The organism is Mesorhizobium sp. M4A.F.Ca.ET.050.02.1.1 (assembly GCF_003997725.1).
Classification (GTDB): Bacteria; Pseudomonadota; Alphaproteobacteria; order Rhizobiales; family Rhizobiaceae; genus Mesorhizobium.
On record NZ_RZSG01000432.1, the window covers coordinates 1 to 5138 of the forward strand.

Sequence of the window (5138 nt, forward strand, 5' to 3'; positions counted from 1 at the left end):
CCTATTTCTACCTGTTCCGAATGGTGCGGCATGGCGATCACTAGACGCGCCGCGTTCGCGCCGACACGGCCGCTGATCACACCGGAAGGCGTCGATCTCAGGATCAGGCTTGCCGACGCCGGCACACGGGCCTCGGCCTTCCTGCTCGATGTGGTGATCATCGCCACCACCGCGGTCGTCATCACCATCGTCGCCCTGTTCGGGCTACGCGGCATCGGTTTCGGCGGGCTGCAGCCGCTGTTCGTGGTCTGGATCATCCTGATCTTCCTGCTGCGCAACGCCTATTTCATCGCCTTCGAGGCCGGCCGACGCGCAGCGACACCCGGCAAGCGCATCGTCGGCATAAGGGTCGCCTCGCGCAGCGGCGCGGGTCTCACGGTCGACCAGGTTATCGCGCGCAACCTGATGCGCGAGATCGAGATCTTCCTGCCGTTGTCGATCATCGCCGGACGCGGCGGCGCCGGCGTCGCCGACACGCTGACCACCGTCTTCGGACTGGTGTGGGCGCTGCTCTTCGCGCTCTTCCCGCTGTTCAACCGCGACCGGATGCGCATCGGCGACCTGCTCGCCGGAACCTGGGTGGTCGAGGCGCCGAGGCTGAAGCTCGTCGAGGACCTGTCGCGGAGCAAGGATCCAGTCGCGGCCCGTTTCAAGTTCAGCGCTGCGCAGCTCGACGCCTACGGCATCGCCGAGCTACACAAGCTGGAGGAAGTGCTGCGCCGCGACGACTATTTCGCGATGAAGGCCGTAGCCGAAATGATCGGGAAGAAGATCGGCGTGACGATCGAAGCGCCGGATTCCAGGGCGTTCCTGACCGCCTACTACGGCGAGCTCAGGGCGCATCTCGAACGCAAGCTGCTGCTCGGCAACCGCAAGGCGGATAAGTACGCGCGGTAGGCCGGAGCGGTATTCTCGATAATCACGAGACGTTGGTGCTGCCCCTCATCCGCCTGCCGGCACCTTCTCCCCGTATAATGACGGGGAGAAGAGGGCTGATCAAAATGCGGGCGCCTGTGCTGCAACGTGGCGATTGGCGAAGCCATCCGCGACAGCGTCTTTCTCCCCGTCACTATACGGGGAGAAATGCCCGGCAGGGCAATGAGGGGCAGCGCCGGCTCACGATACACTTGAACCGAAACCTGGCTCGCCGGGCTGATCTATTACCCCATCCACTTCTCATAGTCCGACACCAGCAGATGCAGCGGCGCGACGTCCTCGTCGATATTGGAGAAGCGGCCGATCGGCTCCCGAAAAACGTTGTCGGTGAGGTCGTCATTGACGGTGGAAACCTCGCCGATCAGCACATCCTTGCCCTCGGCCCAGAAGGCGTGCCAGACGCCCGGCAGCAGCGTGACGCTCTGGCCCGGATCGAGCTTCAAGAGCCCGCCCGCCGGCAGTCTAGTGATGGTGCCGTCGACCGGCACCGACACTTCGGCCTTCGGATCGATCCCGCCGTCGCGATCGTGCATGAACAGTTCCAGCACCAGCTTGCCGCCGCCGCGGTTGATGATGTCCTCGGCCTTGATGTTGTGGCGGTGCATGGGCGGGAGCTGGTCCTTGCGCGAGATCATGATCTTCTCGGCATAGAGCATGCCCATGCCGAGCTTCATGTCCTCGTAGCGGCCGTTGCGGACGGTGAACAGGAACAGGCCGAGCTCGTCGAACTTCTCCTGGCCGTAGTCGGTGATGTCCCAGCCGAGGCGCGAGGTGAAGATGGCTGACGAGTCTCCCTTATGCGCCTTCATCTCGTCCGGCGACCAATAAGCAAAGGGCGGCATGATATAGCCGAAGGAGCGGATGAAGGCGTCGGCTTCGCGGATGATGTCGTTGATTCTCGAGCGCTTCATGGGTTCTCTTCCTTCCGGCCGCTGCCTGCTGAAATGTGCCCATCCGAATAGCTCAATGCCGGTCCGCTGTCGACGCAAACTGACGGCTCTGGCCCGTGACATTCGGCCGGATCGGGGCCATAACGCGACCGGTTCTTATGGTGGTGACAATCGCATGCTAAGCATAGACGACCTCGATACGCCGGCGATCGTGATCGACGCCGCCCGCGCCGAAGCCAACATCAGAAAGGCGCAGGCGCATGCCGACGCCCATGGGCTGAAGCTCAGGCCGCACATCAAGACGCACAAGCTGCCCTATTGGGCGAAGAAGCAGATAGCGGCCGGCGCGGTCGGCATCACCTGCCAGAAGATCGGCGAGGCGGAGGTGATGGCCGATGCAGAGCTGACCGACATTTTTCTCCCCTACAACATCCTCGGGCGCGCCAAGCTCGAACGGCTGAAGGCGCTGCACGGCCGCGTGACGCTGTCGGTAACCGCGGACAGCCTGGTAACGCTGGAAGGCCTTGCAGCGACCTTTGCCGATGCCGGCCACCCGCTACAGGTACTGGTCGAGTGCGATACCGGCATGGGCCGCTGCGGCGTGCAGACGGCAGATGAAGCGGTGGTGCTGGCGAAAGCGATCGACAGCGCCAGGGGCCTCACCCTCGGCGGACTGATGACCTATCCGGCCGCCGGCAAGCAGACGCAGGCGGAGAGCTGGCTGGCAAGGGCGAAGCAGGCCCTTGCCGCGGCAGGCCTCGACTGCCAGCGCATCTCCAGCGGCGGCACGCCGGACATGTGGCGCTCGGGCGAGAACAGCGTCATCACCGAATACCGGCCCGGCACCTACATCTATCTCGACCGCTACCAGGTCGCCAAAGGCGTCGGCAGCCTCGACGATTGCGCGCTGACGGTGCTCGCGACGGTGGTCAGCCATCCAATGCCGACCCGTGCGATTCTCGATTCAGGCAGCAAGGCGCTGTCCTCCGATACACTGGGGCTGTCCGATTTCGGCGAGTTGCTCGGGGTGCCGGGCGCGAGGGTCACCAGCCTCAGCGAGGAGCATGGCAATGTCACGCTTTCCGACGGCGCGAAGCTTCGCATCGGCGAGCGCGTTCGCGTGGTGCCCGATCACTGCTGCGTGGTGACGAATTTGTTTGACCAGGTGCATCTTATCGACGGCGACAAGGTGCTGGAGACGCTGCCGGTGGCGGCGCGGGGGCGGATGGGGTGAGTGGCCTTTCCTTCTCCCCTTGTGGGAGAAGGTGGATCGGCGCGCAGCGCCGAGATGGATGAGGGGTGTTCCAGCGGAGTGTAGCGTTGGCGTTACCTGGAACACCCCTCATCCATCGCCTTCGGCGGCACCTTCTCCCACAAGGGGAGAGGGGGAGCCCGCTCCGCCTGCCTGGCGGCAACCCTGCGCATGGCGATCACCCGGCGGCGGAAAATCTCCGTGCGCATCGCCATCAGGTGCAGCGCAAAGAACAGCACGGTGAAGCCGAGCGCCATCACCAGCAGCGGCCTCAGCATGGAGGCGTCGATGGTCGAGCCGCCCATGCGGAATACCGAGGCCGGCTGGTGCAGGGTGTTCCACCAGTCGACCGAAAACTTGATGATCGGGATGTTGATGAAGCCGACCAGGGTGATGATGGCGGCGGCCCAGGCGGCGCGGCTGACGTCATCCAGCGCACGCGTCAGCGCGATGATGCCGAGATACATCAAAAAAAGTACGAAGACCGATGTCAGCCGCGCGTCCCACACCCACCAGGTGCCCCACATCGGCTTGCCCCAGATCGAGCCGGTGATCAGCGCAAGTGCTGTGAAGGTGGCGCCGATGGGGGCCGCCGATTTCAGCGCGACATCGGCCAGTGGATGGCGCCACACCAGCGTGCCGAGCGCCGAAACCGCCATCAGCGAATAGCACATCATGGCGAGCCAGGCGAAAGGCACGTGGATGTACATGATGCGCACGGTGATGCCTTGCTGGAAGTCCTCCGGCGCGGTGAAGCTCATATAGAGACCGGCGGCAAGCAGGAGCACGGCAGCCGCGGCCAGCCATGGAACCAGCCTGTCGGCCAGCCCGACGAAACGCGTCGGGTTGGCGAGGTCGGCCCAGCCGCTCAGGCGTGAAGTGGTGTCGCTCATGCGGCCCTACATAGACCGGCGGCGCGTTTGCGGCAATCGAGCGGTTGTCGCAGCCTTCCCTTCTCCCCTTGTGGGAGAAGGTGGATCGGTGCGCAGCGCCGAGACGGATCAGGGTGTTGGAAGGCATGAGGCGGTTCACCGCAAGGCTATGCCAAGCTGGAACACCCCTCATCCGAACGAGCTTCGCTCGGCCACCTTCTCCCACAAGACAAGGGGAGAAGGAAAGACCTTGAGACTACGCGGCCTCGTTCACAGTACGGCTGAGGCGGCGGACCTCCTCGTCGTTGAGCAGGCCACCGGCGCGCAGCAGGCTGGCGAAGCGGCCATTGCGCAGCGACAGCTCGGCGAAGCCACCCTGCTCGACCACCCTGCCCTTGTCCATGAACACGACCAGGTCGGCGTCACGCACCGTGGTCAGCCGGTGGGCGATGATGAAGGTAGTGCGGTTGCGGCGCAGCTCATCGATCGCTTCCTTGACGCGATCCTCGGTTTCGACGTCGAGCGCGCTGGTCGCCTCGTCGAGCACCAGGATCGGTGCGTCCTTGAGCACGGCGCGGGCAATGGCGATGCGCTGGCGCTCGCCGCCCGAAAGCTGGCCGCCACGCTCGCCGACGACGGTGTCGTAGCCGCTGCTCTTCGACAGGATGAAATCCTGCGCGGCGGCGGCGTTGGCGGCGGCGTGCACCTCGTCATAGGTCGCCTCGGCGCGGCCGACACGGATGTTGTCCTCGATCGAACGGTTGAGCAGACCGGCATCCTGGAACACGGTGGCGATCGAGTGGCGCAGCGACTTGCGGGTCACCGAACGGGTGTCGATGCCGTCGATCAGGATACGGCCGCTCGAGGGCGTGAAGACGCGCTGCAGCAGGTTGATGAGCGTCGTCTTGCCGGCGCCGGTCGGACCGACGATGGCTACCGTCTGGCCGGCCTGAACCTCGAAGGAGACGTCGTCGACGCCCTGCCCCGAATTGGCGAATTCGAAGCCGACATTCTCGAAGCGGACGTGGCCGGTGACGTTGGCCAGCTCGCGCAGACCTTCCGGCTCGGCAGTGTCGGCGGCCGAATCTTCGAGACGATAGTAGTCCTCGAGCTTGGCCCGCGCCTCTGAGATCTGGGTGGAGAAGGCCGACATCTGATCGAGGCGGGCGATCAGCATCCCTGCAAAGC

5 protein-coding genes are annotated in these 5138 nt (G+C 64.7%); 2 read left to right on the top strand and 3 right to left on the bottom strand.

Features of this window, described 5'->3' with window-relative positions:
• Nucleotides 1–30 precede the first annotated feature (30 nt).
• Nucleotides 31–897 (top strand): RDD family protein, encoded by an 867-nt coding sequence (locus tag EOA33_RS23615; RefSeq protein ID WP_127406720.1) that lies wholly within the window; start codon nt 31–33, stop codon nt 895–897.
• A 263-nt stretch (nt 898–1160) separates the two neighbouring features.
• Here the strand turns inward: EOA33_RS23615 and EOA33_RS23625 are convergent, their stop codons facing one another.
• The gene (locus EOA33_RS23625; protein WP_127406721.1) at nt 1161–1847 is read right to left on the bottom strand and encodes a D-lyxose/D-mannose family sugar isomerase; all 687 of its coding nucleotides are present in this window, start codon (nt 1845–1847) and stop codon (nt 1161–1163) included.
• A 154-nt stretch (nt 1848–2001) separates the two neighbouring features.
• On the opposite strand from EOA33_RS23625, the gene EOA33_RS23630 reads away from it, so the two are divergent.
• Nucleotides 2002–3060 carry a D-TA family PLP-dependent enzyme gene (locus EOA33_RS23630; RefSeq protein ID WP_127406722.1) on the top strand — a complete coding sequence of 353 codons (1059 nt, stop codon included), beginning with the start codon at nt 2002–2004 and terminating at the stop codon, nt 3058–3060.
• Nucleotides 3061–3152: 92 nt separating this feature from the next.
• Here the strand turns inward: EOA33_RS23630 and EOA33_RS23635 are convergent, their stop codons facing one another.
• Both EOA33_RS23635 and EOA33_RS23640 read right to left on the bottom strand, forming a co-directional pair.
• Nucleotides 3153–3971: a heme ABC transporter permease gene (locus EOA33_RS23635; protein WP_190234351.1), complete on the bottom strand. Its 819-nt coding sequence runs from the start codon at nt 3969–3971 to the stop codon at nt 3153–3155.
• Nucleotides 3972–4206: 235 nt separating this feature from the next.
• The coding region (locus tag EOA33_RS23640; RefSeq protein ID WP_127406723.1) for an ATP-binding cassette domain-containing protein at nt 4207–5138 on the bottom strand (932 nt) is incomplete at its 5' end.